The following is a 14,704-nucleotide window of genomic DNA, read 5'->3' on the forward strand; positions in this document are numbered from 1 at the left end:
AAGCTACTGAATTGGCGTAAAGATTCGGTTCGCCCCAAGGCGCGGCGGATCAGTCCGCCAACGCCTTGCCCACCAGTTCGTAGACGTTTTTCGACAGGCCCTCTGCCGCCGCGATCCGGGCCAGTTCCTCCTTCATCAACGCCCCCAACTCGGGCTTGTAGCGCCGCCAGCCGCCCAGGGCGTCCACCAGGCGGGCCGCCGTCATCGGGTTGAAGCCGTCGACCGCCAGGATCTGGTCGGCGAGGAAGCGATAGCCTGCTCCGCTCGGATCGTGGAAGCGGACCGGATTGAAGTTGGCGAAGGTCGAGACCAGCGCCCGCAGCCGGTTGGGGTTCTTCTGGTCGAAGGCGGGATGGGCGGTCAGGCCCATGACGCGGCCCAGCGCGCTTTCGTCCGGATCGCGGGCCTGGAGAGCGAACCACTTGTCGATGACCAAGGGCTCGGACTTCCAGCGGGCGAAGAAGTCGGCCAAGGCGCTTTCGTAAAGCTCGCCGCCGATCAGCATCAGGGCCGAAAGCCCGCCCATGGCGTCGGTCATATTGGCCGCGCCGCGATAGTGGCCGTCGGCCAGTTCACCGATCTCTGCGCGCGGGTTGGCGGCCAGCAGGTCGAGGGCGGCGTTGCGCAGGGCGCGGCGTCCGGCGCTGGCGGCGTCGGGCGAGAATTCGCCCAGCTCCTGCAGGCCGATGTGCAGCCGCTTCAGGTCCTCTTCCAGATGCAGGGCCAGGCGTTGGCGCAGGGCCTCGCGCGCCTCGTGGATCGCAGCGGGATCGGCCGGCTGCAGCGCCAGCGCCAGATCGGGCTCGCTGGGCAGCGACAGCAGCAGCGCTTTGAAGGCCGGGTCGCTGGCCTGATCGGCCAGCGCGCGGCCCATGGCCTCGGCGAAGCGTTCCTCGCCGACCTCGTCGGGCGCGCCCTTGGCCCGGGCTACGATCAGCGCGCGGGCCAGTTCCTGCCCGGCCTCCCAGCGATTGAAGAGGTCGGGGTCGCCGGCCATCTGCACGTAGCTGGCGGCGGGCCTCGCGTCAGTGGTCAGCGCCACCGGCGCCGAGAAGCCGCGCAAGGCTGAGACCACCGGGGCGCTGTCGACGCCAGTCAACGTGATCTTGGCGCTCGCGCCGTCGAGCACAATCAGGGTCTCGTCCACCGCGGCGCCGTCGCGTTCGAACGCCAGGGTGCGGCCTTCGTTGTCCAGCAGGCCGACGACGACCGGCGTCGGCAGCGGCTTCTTGTTCGGCTGGCCCGGCGTCGGGGGCGTGTCCTGCGTCAGCTCAAGGGTAAGGGTCCGGTTGGCGGGGTCGTAGTCGTGCTTCAGCGACACGCGCGGCGTGCCAGCCTGCTCGTACCACGCGAAGAAGTCGCTCAGGTCACGGTCGGTGACCTCGGAGAAGCAGTCGATGAAGGCCTCGACCGTCGTCGCATGGCCGTCCCAGCGCTCGAAATAGAGGTCCATGCCCTCGCGGAACTTCTCCGCGCCGATCAGGGTCTTGAGCATCCGGATGACCTCCGCGCCCTTCTCGTAGATGGTCGCGGTGTAGAAGTTGTCGATCTTCAGATAGCTGCTGGGGCGCACCGGGTGAGCCAGCGGGCCCTGGTCTTCCGGGAACTGCCGCGCGCGCAGGGCCTTCACGTCCTTGATCCGCTGCACAGCGTGGCCGCGCATGTCGGCCGAGAAGCTCTGATCGCGGAAAACCGTCAGGCCTTCCTTCAGGCAGAGCTGGAACCAGTCGCGGCAGGTGATGCGGTCGCCGGTCCAGTTGTGGAAGTATTCGTGCGCCACGACGCTCTCGATGCGCTCGTAGTCGAGGTCGGTGGCGGTCGCCGGGTCGGCCAGCAGCAGGGAGGAGTTGAAGATGTTCAACCCCTTGTTCTCCATGGCTCCAAAGTTGAAGTCGCGCACCGCGACGATCATGAAGAGGTCCAGGTCGTATTCACGGCCGAAGGCCTGCTCGTCCCACTTCATCGAGCGCTTGAGGGCGTCCATGGCGTAGGCCGCGCGCGGGGCCATGCCGGTGTCGACGAAAATCTTCAGCTCGACCGTGCGCCCGGTCATGGTGACCAGGTTGTCCTCCAGCACATCCAGTTCGCCGCCGACCAGGGCGAACAGGTAGGCGGGCTTCGGGAACGGGTCGTTCCAGACGGCGAAGTGGCGGCCGTTCGGCAACTCGCCGGCCTCCATCAGGTTGCCGTTCGACAGCAGGTGGCGGAACGACTTGTCCGCCTCGATCCGCACCGTGAACCGCGACAGCACGTCGGGTCGGTCGGGATACCAGGTGATCTTGCGGAAGCCCTCGGCCTCGCACTGGGTGCAGAAGCGGCCGCCGGACATGTAGAGGCCTTCCAGGGCCTTGTTGTTCTCGGGGTCGATCTCGACCTCGGTCTCCAGCACGAAGGCGTCCGGCACGCCCGGGACGGTCAGGAACTCGTCGTCGATCGTCCGCTCGCCTTCGCCCAGCGCGCGGCCGTTCACCATCACCGAGATCGGCTTCAGCCGCTCGCCGTTCAGCACCAGTGGCTGGCCGTGCTCGCCGTTGCGCCGGATGCTCAGCCTGGCCTTCACGCGCGTGGTGTTGGGGGCCAGGTCGAAGTCCAGACGGGCATCGTCGATCAGGAAGGCGGGCGGGGCGTAGTCGGCGAGCCGGATGGGCTGGGGCGTGTCTGTGCGCATGGTCGGCATTTAGCCACGGCGCGCGGCCTTCGCCAGGGCGTCCGGTGATCGCCGCGGCCGATTTGCGGTCGGTCAAAGCTGTGCGGTTGGCTTTGCGCGATATGGACGGCGGCACAATAGCCATAACAAAATTGGGGATAAATCATGATCGCCGCCCGTTTCCTCCTTTCCGGCGCGCTTGTTCTGCTGATGGGAGGCGCCGCGACCGCGCAGGACTTCCAGCCCAAGCAGAAAGGTCTCGTGATGCTGAACGTCCGCGCCAGCGGGGTGCTGACCGACGCCGACGGATCGATCCGGACTGCCGTGGGCGCCGACAGCGGCCTCAAGGCCAAGGTCGGCGACGACGTCATGCCAACGATCGGCCTGACCTACTTTTTCACCGACCATCTTGCGGTCGAAGCGATCGCCGGGACCACTCAGCATGAGGTCAAGGCCGTGGGGCCAGGCGTCGATGTGACGGTGCACAAGACCTGGGTGCTGCCCCCGGTGGTCTCGCTGCAGTATCATTTCGCGCCCGACGCCAGGATCAGCCCCTATGTCGGGGCGGGCCTGAACTACATGCTGTTCTACAGGGGCAAGGACCGGAACGGCTTCAAGGTCGATATCGACGACGGCTTCGGCTACGCGCTGCAGGCTGGGGTCGATGTGGCTCTGAAAGACCGCTGGAGCGCCAACCTCGACGTCAAGAAAGTGTTCTTCGAGACCGACGCCAGCATCAACGACGGCGCGCTCAAGACGAAGGTGAAGCTGGATCCGTGGGTCGTCTCGGCGGGCGTCGGTTACAAGTTCTAACTGCTCTTTGCGGGGCTGGCGCGTCTAGCCCGTCGGGAAGAGGCGCGCGAGCTCGGCTTTCGAATGGATGTCGAGCTTGCGGTAGATCGAGGCCAATTGGTTGCGCACCGTCGCCGGGCTGACGCCCAACCCAGCAGCCACCTCGCGATTGGAACGACCGCCGGCGAACAGCCGCGCCACCTTGATCTCGGCCGCAGTCAGCCCGTCGTCGCCAAGTCGGCGGACGGAGATCAGATGGCGGCCTTCGCCACGGGTGACATGGAACTCCAGATTGCCGGCCCGCGCCGTCTCGCTTCGCAGGGCGCGGACCGCATCTGCGGGCAGGCGCGGTCCCTTCCACCGCGGGAAGGCCTCGCGCAGCAGCTCGCTGAACCGCGGCTCAACGGTCCACAACAATCCCCGGTCGTCGATCACCGCCAGCCCGCTGGTCTGAAACTCCGCTGGGCTGCCGGTTTCGTAGCGATGTAACGCCTGGCGCTGTCGCCAGGCCGTGGTCAGGTGCGGCAGCAGCAACTCCAGCCGCCGCACCTCGTCGTCGGTGAAGGCCTGGTCGGGATCGTCGCGGAACAGGAACAGCAGCTCCCCCAGGTCGCTCGCCAAGTCGGCGTGCACGACGCCCAGCGCGTGTTCCAGCCCGGCGGGCTTGGAGAACTGGAGGTAGATCGCGGACTGGTGATACTCGGCCAGGGGCATCACGTCCTCGTTGCGGTGCGCTTTGCCTGGCTTGCCGACGACCGCAGCGCGGACGAAGTCGTTCTCCTGCCAGTGCATGACATAGTCCATGAGCATCTCGGGCCCGTGGTTCAGCAGGGCGACGCTGTGCATGGTGTTGCTGCTGTAGGCGCCCGAAGCCCAGACCCCGGAGGTGAATGGAATGGCGGCGGTCAGCCCGGCCAGGGTGCGCTCCTTGAAGTCGGCGTACGGCAGTTCCAGCACCCCGGCATAGATGCCGGCGATCAGCGTGTTCAGAACACCGCCCGCCGCTCCGTCGTCGCCCATGGAGGCCACCCGTTCTCCAATTCATAGAGCATCTGCACTATTGAGCCGCGCTCGGGCGGCCGCAATGTTCTTGGCGAACGGGCTGTTCAACGCCGCCATCGCCGAGCTCGAATTTGGCGGAGGCGGTCTCCGCCTCGTTCGGCCGGCCGCGGAGCGGCATGGCGCTCGGATAGTGAGGGTTCGGCGTGCGCCGAACAGGAGAATAGAGATGAGGGTCGGATTGCTCGGGGCGGCCGTGGCCGCCGCGTTTGTGTCGTCGCCTGCCTTGGCGACGACGATCGTCTTCAACGATTTCAGCTCGACGGCGGGGCTTCAGCTGAACGGCGCCGCGGCGGCGGTCAACGACGGTTCACGCACGGTGCTGCGGGTCACGCCGTCCAACTACAACCAGGCCGGATCGGTTTTCAGCACCAACCCGATCACACTCGGGGCGGACGTCAGCTTCTCGACCCGCTTCACCTTCAATTTCAACAATCAGCTGGGCGGCGGCGCCGACGGGATCGTCTTCACCGTCCAGACGAACTCCAACAATGTCGGCGGTCTGGGAGGCGGTATCGGCTATGAGGGCGTGACCAACAGCGTCGGGATCGAGTTCGACAACTGGTACAACTGGCCCGTGGGCGACCCCGACGACAACCATGTCGGCGTCGACCTCGGCGGTTCTGTCGCTTCGGTGCTTCAGGCGACGTCGCCCTTCGGCCTCGACAGTGGGCAGGATCTCACCGCCTGGGTCGACTACAATGGCGCCTCCAACCTTCTTGAGGTGCGCTTGGCCAGCAACAACATACGCCCGGCCGCGGCGCTCCTGTCCTACAATGTCAACCTTGCGGGCGTACTGGGGACGCCGAACGCGTTTGTCGGCTTCACCTCCGGCACAGGGGCCGCGGCGGCGAACCATGACATTGTCAATTGGGAGTTCCGCTCGACCTATTCGCCGATTACCGGCGGGGTTCCGGAGCCGGGAACCTGGGCGATGATGATCGTCGGCTTTGGTCTGGTGGGCGGTCTTGCGCGGCGCCGTAACGCGGGTCAGCGCTTCGCTTGACGTCCCTCACGGAGAAGCGGTCACGCCTGGTGCGTGGCCGCTTCAGCCGAAGGCGGGCGGTGGTCAGGCCACCTGGGCCTGGGTGGGCGTGGAGGTCGCGCTCGGCGCTTCCCGGAAATGCCGGTCGAGCTTGGCGAACTCCTCGGCGATGCGCTGCAGCTCGGGCGGCGCGTCGCCGGCGCTTTCGTCGACGAGCTTCACCAGGGCTCGGCCCAGGGCCAGCATCCGCGGCGCGCAGGTGATCAGCCGCGCCTGAAACTCGATCTTGTGCGGGTCTCGGTCATACTCGGCGCCCGGCACCCGCCAGCCGCCCCAGTCCGCGGCGTCGGTGACCACCACCGGATAGGTCCCCGGATAGGGGTGGTGGGAGGAGTCCTCCTCGGTCTGCCACTTGTTGCGCGCGCGCAGCAGCCGCCACGCCGGTGCGCCGTCGCCGACCGCGTCCGCCCCGCTGTCCTGCTCGGGTTTCAGCTCGTGGGCCAGGAATTCGCGGCCCAGTCCGACGTCGTAGGTGACACGCACCGGTTCGTCGAAACCACGGGCCCAGACCGGCACGATCTTCTCGACGCTGGCCCATACGCCGACGCTCTCGACCCAAACCTTCTGGTTTCGCTGGAATATCGCCTTGGCCATGCGTGCGCCTTCGTGAGCCCGTCGTCCAGCCGCCCATAAGACACGGAATTTCTTGACGTGAGGTCAATCTTTCCAAGGCGCGCGCGACGCGTATGGTGGGCGCAAGGACGTATCGAACCAGCCGAAAAACCGGCGGAATGGGCGGAAATGAATTTCGATTTTTCAGATGATCAGAAGTTCCTGAAGAACGAGGCGCGCAAGTTCCTCGAGGCCAATTGCCCGACCACACGGGTGCGCAAGGTCCTCGACGACGACGGCAAGGCCTATGACGAGGAACTCTGGAAGCAGGTCGCGGCCCAGGGCTGGCTCGGCGCGGCGATTCCGGAGGCCCATGGCGGCCTCGGCCTCGGTCACCTGGAGCTTTGCGTGATCGCCGAGGAACTCGGCCGCGCGGTCGCCCCGATCCCCTTCGCCTCGACGGTCTACATCGTGGCCGAGGCGGTCATGCTGGCCGGAAACGAAGAGCAGAAGTCCTACCTGCTGCCGAAGATCGCCGCCGGAGAGATCATCGGCGCGCTCGCCACGTCTGAAGGTCCGGGCGTGCTGACGCCTGCCAGTCTCCAGGCCAGCGTCGCCGACGGCAAGCTGACCGGTGTGAAGATTCCCGTGACCGACGGCGACATCGCCAATGTCGCCCTCGTCCTGGCCAAGGAGAACGGCAAGCCCGGCCTGTTCATCGCCGACCTGACCGACGGCTCGGTCAGCCGCGAGGCGGTCAAGACGCTGGACCCCACCCGCGATGCGGCCAAGCTGACCTTCAAGGATACGCCCGTGCGCCGGCTTGGGAATGTTGGTGAAGGCTTCGAGCTGTTGGAGCAGATCCTCGATCGGGCCGCGGTGCTGCTGGCTTTCGAACAGACCGGCGGGGCTGACCGCTGCCTGGAGATGGCCAAGGAGTATGCGCTGGAACGCTACGCCTTTGGCCGGGTGATCGCCTCGTACCAGGCTATCAAGCACAAGCTGGCCGACATGTACGTCAAGAACGAGCTGTCGCGGTCCAACGCATATTACGGCGCCTGGGCGCTCAACACGGACGCGCCTGAGCTGCCGGTCGCCGCCAGCGCCGCCCGCATCGCCGCCAGCGAGGCCTTCTGGTTCGCCTCGAAGGAAAACATCCAGACCCACGGGGGCATCGGCTTCACCTGGGAAATGGACTGTCACCTCTATTACCGGCGCTCGCGCCAGCTGTCCCTCGTCGCGGGCGCGCCGAGGGTCTGGAAAGAGCGTCTCGTCAGCCACCTCGAACGCCGCAACGTCGAAGCCGCCTAAGGGGAGAGCAGGATCATGGATTTCAACGACACCCCCGAAGAAGCCGCCTACCGCGCCCAGGTCCGCGACTGGCTTGAGGCCAACGCCCCCAAGAAGCGGGAAGGCTCGTCTGATCCCGAGGGCGGCGACGGCATGGCCGCCTCGAAGGCTTGGCAGGCCAAGAAGGCCGCCGCCGGCTACGCCTGCATCACCTGGCCCAAGGAATGGGGCGGGCAGGGCGGCACTCCGGTCCAACAGGTGATCTTCAACCAGGAAGAAGCCAAGCATCCGATTCCCGGGAACCCGTTCCAGATCGGCCTGGGCATGTGCCTGCCGACAGTCATGACCTTCGCCGACGAGGAGACCAAGAAGCGCTTTGTCGGACCGGCCATCCGCGGCGAGGAAATCTGGAGCCAGCTGTTCTCCGAGCCGTCCGGCGGCTCGGACGTCGCCGCCTCCCGCACCAAAGCCGAGCGGGTAAATGACGGCTCAGGCGACTGGGTGATCAACGGCCAGAAGGTGTGGACGACGGGCGCCCAGTTTTCGGACTATGGCATTGTAATCGTTCGGACAAATCCAGACGTGCCGAAGCACAAGGGCCTGACCATGTTCTGGCTCGACCTCAAGGATCCGGGGGTCGAGGTCAAGCCGATCCACCAGATGTCGGGCGGGTCGGGCTTCAACGAGGTGTTCTTCACCAACGTCCGTGTCAAGGACAGCCAGCGGCTGGGCGCCGAGGGCGAGGGATGGAAGGTCAGTCTGGTCACCCTGATGAACGAGCGGCTTGCGGTCGGCGGCGCGTCGGGCGCGGGCTGGAGCCAGTTCATGGACGTCGCGCGCAAGACGCCGAGCCATGACGGCGCCACCGCCCTGTCCGATCAGGCCCTGCGCGAGAAGCTGGCCGACTGGTATGTCCAGGCCGAGGGGCTGAAGCACACCCGCAACCGGACCATGACCGCGCTGTCGCGCGGCCAGACGCCGGGGCCGGAGAGCTCGATCGGCAAGATCATCTCGGCGGTCCAGATGCAGGACCTGGCCAACACCGCCATCGAGATGCTGGATCAGTACGGGATCATCAACGACCCGGACCTGGCCCCGCTGCACGGCGGCTTCCACTCGTCTGTGATGTTCGCGCCGGGCCTGCGGATCGCAGGCGGTACGGACGAAATCCTGAAGAACATCATCGCCGAGCGCGTATTGGGCCTGCCCGGTGACATCCGCGTCGACAAGGACGTGCCGTTCAAGGACATGCCGACGGGCCGCTAGGCCTGCGCTAGGCCCGCAGCGCCGCCGGTTCGCCGGCGGCGCGACCGGCCACCAACTCGCTGTAGAGCCGGGTCAGCCCCTCGAAGGTCGTGTCCCAACGGTGGCGCATCTCTGCCCTGCGGCGGGCGTTTTCGCGGATCGGCTGCTGGTCGCGTGCGAACAGCGCCTCGATCGCCTCGGCCATGCCGGCCGGATCGACGCTGACGGCCCGCTGGCCCACCTGCTCGTCGATCAGCTCGGCGATGCCGCCACGCGACGGGCCGACCACCGGCAGGCCCGCCGCCAGCGCCTCCAGCACCACAAGGCCGAAGGGCTCATTCTCGTTGGCGTGCACCAGCGCGTCGCAGCTGGCGATCACCCCGGCCAGCTTCACCGGATCGCGCTCGTAGCTCAATGGCACGACCCGCGGCGAGTAGTGCGCGTCCTTACCCGCGCCGACCAGCAGCAGGTAGTAGGGATCGCCCAGGCGCTCGACCGCGCAGATCAGACTGTCGATGTTCTTCTCGCGGGCCGGCCGCCCGGCGAAGACCAGCAGCCGCGCCGAAGGATCCAGGCCCAGGCGGCGTTTCAGGCGCGCCGGATCGGCCCGGCTCGGATGGAACAGCTCGGTGTCGACGCCCAGGGTCTGGACGCTGACCTTTTCCACCCCGGCCTCACCGAGACGCTGCGCGATATGCCGGCTGGGCGCCACCACCCGGTCGAACTGTTGGAAGGTCGCCGCCCAGTGTTTCATGGCCGGCGCCTCGGCCCAGTCGCCGAAGTGGAGCGCCGCCAGGGCCGCCGCGTCAGTGTGGCAGAAGCCGACCACTGGTACGCCCAGGGCCTCTCCGGCCTCCAGCGCCGCGTGGCCGGGGACGAACATGTCGCCGGCCTCGATGATGTCGGGCTCCAGCATGCGGATGACGGTCTCCCACTTCGTCGTGGAAGCCGGCATGCGATAGCCGTCGCCAAACGGCAGCCGGGCCGCAGCGACCGTGACGATCCCGTGCGAGGAGAGGCCTGTCGTGGCGCCAGGCACGACCAACGTGTGGCCGATGTCCGGCCGTCGGCGAGTCAGCCAGTCCCGCTTTTGCAGCAGGTAGCGCTTCACCCCGCCTGATCGGGGCGCATACATCATAGTGGTGTCGATCAGGTGGAAACCAGTCCGTCCCGGCGCCCCGAAATGTGGCGCCTCGGACGGGTTCAGACGAATGAGATTATGCGTGCGCGAGTCGGTGACGTCGAACACTCGCCGCCTCCCTCTAATTACGACTCTCAGCTAACGAACGGGGCGGGGGTTTGGTTCTGGCGAAAACTCCCGCCCCAGACGAAATTTTATGGCCTTCAGTCGCTGAGCGGCGGAGACTCTCCCGCCGCCCGCGAGAGCTGGACGAACTCGGCGCGCAGGCCGAACGGATCCTCGCCGCGCGCGCCCTGAGCGAGGCGGGTGACGTCGGTCCAACCGAAACCGGAAGCGATGCGCGGATCGTTGCGCAGCAGCTGGCCGAAGCCCGCCACCGCCAGGGCCCAGCGGGTCGATTCCGGCGCCGCCGCGACGCTGGAATAGGCGTCGCCGGGGCCGATCGGGCGCTCGATCAGCCGCGACGCCGGCTGGCCCGGAAGCTTGTAGCGGATCTTCAGATAGGCCAGCTCGCGGCCCGGCCGCGGGGCGGCGGAGGGCCGGGCGCTCTGATAGCGCAGCGGGTCGCTGGACGGCCGCGCACCCGCTGGAGTGATCTCGTAGAGCGCGGTGACCGAGGCCTTGGATCCGACCTCGCCAGCGTCGACCTTGTCGTTGTTGAAGTCCTCTCGGGCCAACATCCGGGTCTCATAGCCGATCAGCCGGTACTCGCTGACCGCAGCGGGGTTGAACTCGACCTGGATCTTCACGTCGTCGGCGATCGGGAACAGCGAGGACGAGAAGTCGTCACGGAACAGCTTCCGCGCTTCGTTCAGCGAGTCCACATAGGCGGCCGTCCCGTTTCCGTTCTGGGCCAGGGTCTGCATCATGACGTCGTTGTAGTTGCCGCGGCCGAAGCCGTAGACCGACAGGTAGACCCCGTCCTTGCGCCGATCGGCGACCAGGTCCTTCAGCTTGGCCGGGTCGGCGACCCCGACGTTGAAGTCACCGTCGGTCATCAGGATCACGCGGTTGACCGCACGCCGGTCGAAGTTCTGGCGGGCCAGGTCGTAGGCGAGCGTCAGGCCCTGGCCGCCGGCGGTCGATCCGCCCGCGCGCAGGGCGCCCAGAGCGCAGCGCGCCTTCAGCCGATTGCGGCCGTCGGTCGGCGCCAGCACCGCCCCGGCCGAGCCGGCGTAGGCGACGATGGAGACGCGATCCTGCGGACGCAATTGATCGACCAGCAGGTTGAGCGACTTGATCGCCAGGGGCAGACGGTCCTCGCTCCACATCGAGCCGGAGGTGTCGATCAGGAACACCAGGTTCAGCGGAGGCTGCTGGGTCTGCGGCACGTCATAGCCCTGCAGGCCGATGTGGACGATCTGGCGCTCCTGCGACCAGGGCGAGGGCGTGACCGCGATGAACGGCCGGAACGGCTCGGCCCGGTCGGTCGGGCGCGGATAGCCGTAGTCGAAATAGTTCACCAGCTCTTCGACCCGCACCGCGTCGGACGGCGGGCGGCGGCCCTCGTTCAGGAAGCGGCGCACGTTGGCGTATGACGCCGTGTCGACGTCGACTGAGAAGGTCGACACCGGCTCCTGTGCGACCTGCTTGATCGGGTTGCTTTGGGCGTCCGGATAGCGCTCGGTCTCCATGCGCGGTTGCAGCGGCGACGGGCGCATGGGGCCGGGCAACGACCGAACCCGGCCGCCGGAAACGACCAACTCCTCTATCCGCGCGTCGGCCGCCGCGCGTGGCGCTTCCGGCGTCTGGATGCGTTTCTCGACCGGCGGGACCGGCAGGGGCGGGATCTGGGCGATCAGCGGTGACGGCGGGGGAGGCGGCGCCGGCGGCGCCGGCATATAGCCGGCGCGGCGTGGAACCCGCCGATCTTCCCGGTCGCCGTAGTTGGGGAAGCCCAGCGCCTCGCAAGCAGCGGGCGATGGGGTTCCGTCGCGGACGGCGGGCTGGGCGAAGACGGGAGCGGCCGGTCCCGAGGCGGCGACGAGGCCGGCGAGACCGAGGAGGGAGGCGCTACGCAAAGTCTTGGGAACTGACATGGCGGACCCCGCTGTCTGGTTGCGACGGTTGAGCTTGGCGCGCGCTGTGCGGCGAAATCTCGACGTGCTCGCGGCGACATCACGTTCACCGGGCATGAATGGCGAGATCGCCCGCTAGACGAGAATGGTTCTCAATTTGCAATGACTCATTGTAACCGGCGGTAACGGCCGAGTTGTGGCCCGATGTGGGAGTTGGAGAGTTCAGTGAAAAAGAGTTTTGTAGCTGCGGCCGCGTTCGCCGCCCTTGCGTTCGGCGGTTCGGCCCAGGCCGCCACGGTGTTCAACGGCGCCGGCGGGGCGCTGCCGGACCGGGTCAATTTCACCAGCACCATCACGGTCGGCCAGGGCTTTTCGGTGAGCGACGTCAATGTCGGCCTGAGCCAGCTGTTCCACACCTACTGGGCTGATCTGGACATCAGCCTGACCCACAACGGCGTGACCGTCTTCCTGACCGACGAAAACGGCGGCAGCACCGATGCGTTCGGCGACTACGGCTTCGACGACGCCGCCGCCACCAGCGTCGGTTCGATCGGCGCCGGCCCCGGAACCTACAGTCCGCTGCAGGCCTTGGCCGCTTTCAATGGCATGTCGGCTGCCGGCGACTGGGTGCTGCGCATCTATGACGACGCCGGCGCCGACGCCGGCAATCTGGGCGGCTGGAGCCTGTCGCTCACCGGCTCGGCCGTGCCCGAACCGGCGACTTGGGCGATGATGATCATCGGCTTCGGCGCGGCCGGCGCCATGGTCCGCTCGTCGCGTCGCCGCGTCGCCGCGGCGGCCTGATCCCGTCTGCAATGCAGAACGCCGCCGGCTTTGGGCCGGCGGCGTTTTTCGTGGCCGTCGTTTCGGCCGCTAGTGCTTCAGCGCGTCGCGCGCGGCGTCCTTCAGCTTGCCGACGCCCTGCTGGACCTTGCCGCCGACCTTCTCGGCCGCGCCCTCGGCTTCCAGCCGCTCATTGCCGGTCGCCTTGCCGGCCGCCTGCTTGATCGAGCCGGCGGCTTCCTTGGCGGCGCCCTTGATGGTGTCCTTGTGCATGACGAACTCCTTTGCCGTGTCGGCAGGGAGTACGCGGAGAGCGCGGGTCGGGTTCCTATTCAGTCGCGGCGCGATCCATCAGCGCGGCGAAAGAGGCGGTCGCAATGCGTCGCGCGCCCGCATCCTCCAGCAGCCGCCGTGCGTCGTTGTGGCCTAGGACGTAGCTCTTCATCTGGAAGGCGAAGATCGCCGCGTCTTCGTCGGTCAGCTCCGGGTCACGCAATTTCTTGATCTCCCTGGAGAGCGTCTTGCGCCACTGGCGCACCTTCTTCTGCAGGAGATCGCGCAGCGGGCCGGGCTGATCGTCGAGTTCGATGCTGGCGGCCATGATCAGGCAGCCGCCAGCCGCGCGCTCCACCTCCGACCAGTTTAGCCACAGCTCGAAGATGCGCTCCAGCCGCGGGCGACCCTGCGGCAGGTCGAGGACCGGCGTCCAGACGAAATCGACGAAGCGATCGAACTCGCGGTCCAGGGCGACCAGCTCCATCGCCTCCTTGGACTCGAAGTGCTTGAAAAGACCGCTCTTCGACAGGCCGACGGCTTCGGCCACGTCGTTCAGGCTGACGGCGCCGAACCCCTTCATCGCGGCCTGTCGAGCCGTCTCGTCGAGGATACGCGCCTTGGTGGCGTCGCCCTTCCGCAAGCCAAGCTCTCCCTGCTGCTTGACAAAAAGTGACCGACCGTGCTCTTTTGGCATTAGTGACCGATCGTGCCTTTTTTAAGCAATTGGAGCCCGTCATGCAATTGAAGGCTTTTTCCGCCGCCCTCCTGTCCGCGTCCGTCCTGCTGGCCGGCCCCGCCCTGGCCGAGGGTTTCCGGGGAACCGCCAAGCTGGCGACCCCGGCGTCGACTCCGCTGACCGTCGTGGTCGACGGAGTGGAATGGAAGTGTGACGGCGACACCTGCGTGGGGACCTCCGACCGCAAGGCCGGCCTGGATTCCTTCATGAAGGAATGCCGCAAGGTCTCGGCCGCGGTCGGGCCGCTGGCCGGCTATGCGAGCCGCGGCCGCGAACTCACCGACCGCAATGTCGCCACCTGCAACCGGCTGGCGGCCGAAAACCGCACCGACAGCCAACTCGCCGCGAAGTAGACGGCGCCGCGCCGCCCGCCCGTTCCTGCTCGGGGCGGGCGGCGTGTTTTTCTGCTATATGCCGGACTGGTCGAAGCGATCGGTGAAGAACAGATTTACAATCATCCAAGTGTCGCCATTATTGTAGATCGTAAATTTGAAATATAATGGGCCGACCGCGGTGCGGAGGAGGTATCGCTTGAAGATCAAGTTTTCAGATTCTCGCTTTTCTTCAAGCTCTTCCCAGTCTCGAATCTTTCCATAGTAGCGGAGCGCCGTCTCGGTCTGTCCGATCAGGTTTTCAACGTCGGCTTGCTTCTTCATTACCAAAGTTTGAGTGAAGGCGCCGGCGTAAGCCTCGCCGATCTTGCCGTCGCGTAGCTTCGAGAAGAAGTCGTCAACCATTGCCTGGACCCGGGGGGCCGAGGAGTTGGCCGCAACGACGGTTGCGCTCGCATGGCTCGACGGCGACGTCGCCGCGGCAGCCGCGATCGCAATGGCGATCAGGGTCGCTTTCATATCCAAGAATCATTCCTCCGCTGGCGCGAGCTTAACCTTGGCGCCGGTCCACATGCTACCATGACGGGTATGATCCGCTGTGCGCTGAATGGAGTGGGCGGTCCGGGCGACGAAGGCGGTTCATCACTTCGTGACCGCCGCATTGCGCCTTTCGCCCCGCGCGGCTATCTCCCTCCCCGAATTCCCTGATCTTTTCGGCAGAGCGAGCGCGGACGCCTCATGGCGCAGCAGTATATTTTCCAGATGCAGGGCCTGACCAAGGCCTATCC

Annotated in this window: 13 protein-coding genes and 2 pseudogenes; 7 read left to right on the forward strand and 8 right to left on the reverse strand. The window is 66.7% G+C overall.

From position 1 onward, the window contains the following. Nucleotides 1-49: 49 nt before the first annotated feature. Complete coding sequence (pepN, locus tag ACE3T2_RS10100) at nt 50-2,668, reverse strand: aminopeptidase N (protein WP_374657001.1); 2,619 nt, start codon at nt 2,666-2,668, stop codon at nt 50-52. 144 nt (nt 2,669-2,812) lie between these two features. Here pepN and ACE3T2_RS10105 point away from each other — a divergent pair, with 144 nt between their 5' ends. Continuing rightward, nucleotides 2,813-3,460 carry an OmpW family protein gene (locus ACE3T2_RS10105; protein WP_374657002.1) on the forward strand — a complete coding sequence of 216 codons (648 nt, stop codon included), beginning with the start codon at nt 2,813-2,815 and terminating at the stop codon, nt 3,458-3,460. A gap of 24 nt (nt 3,461-3,484) precedes the next feature. On the opposite strand, the gene ACE3T2_RS10110 is transcribed toward ACE3T2_RS10105, so the two are convergent. Next, entirely contained in the window at nt 3,485-4,459 is a 975-nt protein-coding gene (locus ACE3T2_RS10110) for a LuxR C-terminal-related transcriptional regulator (protein WP_374657003.1), read from the reverse strand. 70 nt (nt 4,460-4,529) lie between these two features. Between ACE3T2_RS10110 and ACE3T2_RS10115 the strand changes: the two genes are divergently transcribed. Beyond that, nucleotides 4,530-5,504, forward strand: a complete 975-nt coding sequence (locus ACE3T2_RS10115; RefSeq protein WP_374657004.1) for a PEPxxWA-CTERM sorting domain-containing protein — start codon at nt 4,530-4,532, stop codon at nt 5,502-5,504. Nucleotides 5,505-5,567: 63 nt separating this feature from the next. Here ACE3T2_RS10115 and ACE3T2_RS10120 read toward each other — a convergent pair whose 3' ends face one another. Beyond that, nucleotides 5,568-6,137, reverse strand: coding sequence for a hypothetical protein (locus tag ACE3T2_RS10120; protein WP_374657005.1), 570 nt, complete (start codon nt 6,135-6,137; stop codon nt 5,568-5,570). A gap of 147 nt (nt 6,138-6,284) precedes the next feature. On the opposite strand from ACE3T2_RS10120, the gene ACE3T2_RS10125 reads away from it, so the two are divergent. Together ACE3T2_RS10125 and ACE3T2_RS10130 are read left to right on the forward strand one after the other, a co-directional pair. Next, entirely contained in the window at nt 6,285-7,406 is a 1,122-nt protein-coding gene (locus ACE3T2_RS10125; RefSeq protein ID WP_374657006.1) for an acyl-CoA dehydrogenase family protein, read from the forward strand. A gap of 15 nt (nt 7,407-7,421) precedes the next feature. Then, entirely contained in the window at nt 7,422-8,651 is a 1,230-nt protein-coding gene (locus ACE3T2_RS10130) for an acyl-CoA dehydrogenase family protein (RefSeq protein WP_374657007.1), read from the forward strand. 7 nt (nt 8,652-8,658) lie between these two features. On the opposite strand, the gene ACE3T2_RS10135 is transcribed toward ACE3T2_RS10130, so the two are convergent. Then, a complete protein-coding gene (locus ACE3T2_RS10135) occupies nt 8,659-9,879 on the reverse strand; it encodes a glycosyltransferase (protein WP_374657008.1) in 1,221 nt (406 codons plus the stop codon). A 95-nt stretch (nt 9,880-9,974) separates the two neighbouring features. Continuing rightward, nucleotides 9,975-11,810 (reverse strand): von Willebrand factor type A domain-containing protein, encoded by a 1,836-nt coding sequence (locus ACE3T2_RS10140; RefSeq protein ID WP_374657009.1) that lies wholly within the window; start codon nt 11,808-11,810, stop codon nt 9,975-9,977. A 183-nt stretch (nt 11,811-11,993) separates the two neighbouring features. Between ACE3T2_RS10140 and ACE3T2_RS10145 the strand changes: the two are divergent. Together ACE3T2_RS10145 and ACE3T2_RS10150 are read left to right on the forward strand one after the other, a co-directional pair. Beyond that, nucleotides 11,994-12,470 (forward strand): annotated as a pseudogene (locus tag ACE3T2_RS10145) (proprotein convertase P-domain-containing protein); the annotation flags it as partial. A 15-nt stretch (nt 12,471-12,485) separates the two neighbouring features. Further along, nucleotides 12,486-12,593, forward strand: a pseudogene (locus ACE3T2_RS10150) (PEPxxWA-CTERM sorting domain-containing protein); the annotation flags it as partial. A 69-nt stretch (nt 12,594-12,662) separates the two neighbouring features. Here the strand turns inward: ACE3T2_RS10150 and ACE3T2_RS10155 are convergent. Next, nucleotides 12,663-12,845, reverse strand: a complete 183-nt coding sequence (locus tag ACE3T2_RS10155) for a CsbD family protein (RefSeq protein WP_374657010.1) — start codon at nt 12,843-12,845, stop codon at nt 12,663-12,665. A gap of 55 nt (nt 12,846-12,900) precedes the next feature. After that, nucleotides 12,901-13,488, reverse strand: coding sequence for a TetR/AcrR family transcriptional regulator (locus tag ACE3T2_RS10160; protein WP_374657011.1), 588 nt, complete (start codon nt 13,486-13,488; stop codon nt 12,901-12,903). Nucleotides 13,489-13,583: 95 nt separating this feature from the next. Between ACE3T2_RS10160 and ACE3T2_RS10165 the strand changes: the two genes are divergently transcribed. Next, complete coding sequence (locus tag ACE3T2_RS10165; protein WP_374657012.1) at nt 13,584-13,937, forward strand: hypothetical protein; 354 nt, start codon at nt 13,584-13,586, stop codon at nt 13,935-13,937. Nucleotides 13,938-13,991: 54 nt separating this feature from the next. Here ACE3T2_RS10165 and ACE3T2_RS10170 read toward each other — a convergent pair whose 3' ends face one another. Continuing rightward, nucleotides 13,992-14,435: a hypothetical protein gene (locus ACE3T2_RS10170; RefSeq protein ID WP_374657013.1), complete on the reverse strand. Its 444-nt coding sequence runs from the start codon at nt 14,433-14,435 to the stop codon at nt 13,992-13,994. Between the last annotated feature and the right edge of the window lie 269 nt (nt 14,436-14,704).

This window comes from Phenylobacterium sp. (assembly GCF_041919955.1).
GTDB lineage: Bacteria > Pseudomonadota > Alphaproteobacteria > Caulobacterales > Caulobacteraceae > Phenylobacterium.